At 60.7% G+C, this 280-nt stretch carries 1 protein-coding gene; it reads right to left on the bottom strand.

The window, feature by feature from the left end; genetic code table 11:
- Window positions 1–280, bottom strand: a 280-nt coding sequence (locus XM53_RS22335) for a Hint domain-containing protein (protein WP_201455477.1), incomplete at both ends; no start/stop codon positions are given.

Here is a 280-nt window from a genome sequence, read left to right as displayed (position 1 = left end):
CCAGCGCACCGTGGTGGTGCCGCCCTCCGCCGTCAGGATCTGATCGCCCGGCTGCAAGTCCTCCACCGCCACGCGGCCTTGGGGCGTCGCGATGCCCGTTCCTTCGAGATAGCAGGTGACGGAAGCCGACAGGCTGTCGATCGTGAGAAAACTAAAACCCGACGAAGTCGTGGTGAAGCGGATGCTTTCGTAGTTTTCCGCCGTCGCAAAATTGATGACCTGGCCTGAGCTGAAGGTCGTGACCGCAGTTGTCAAGTTCAATGCCGGGTTCGTCTCGTGA

The sequence above is a fragment of the Roseovarius atlanticus genome, assembly GCF_001441615.1.
Classification (GTDB): Bacteria; Pseudomonadota; Alphaproteobacteria; order Rhodobacterales; family Rhodobacteraceae; genus Roseovarius; species Roseovarius atlanticus.
Note: the sequence above shows the minus strand (reverse complement) of the source record. Positions and strands in the feature narration are given on the sequence as shown.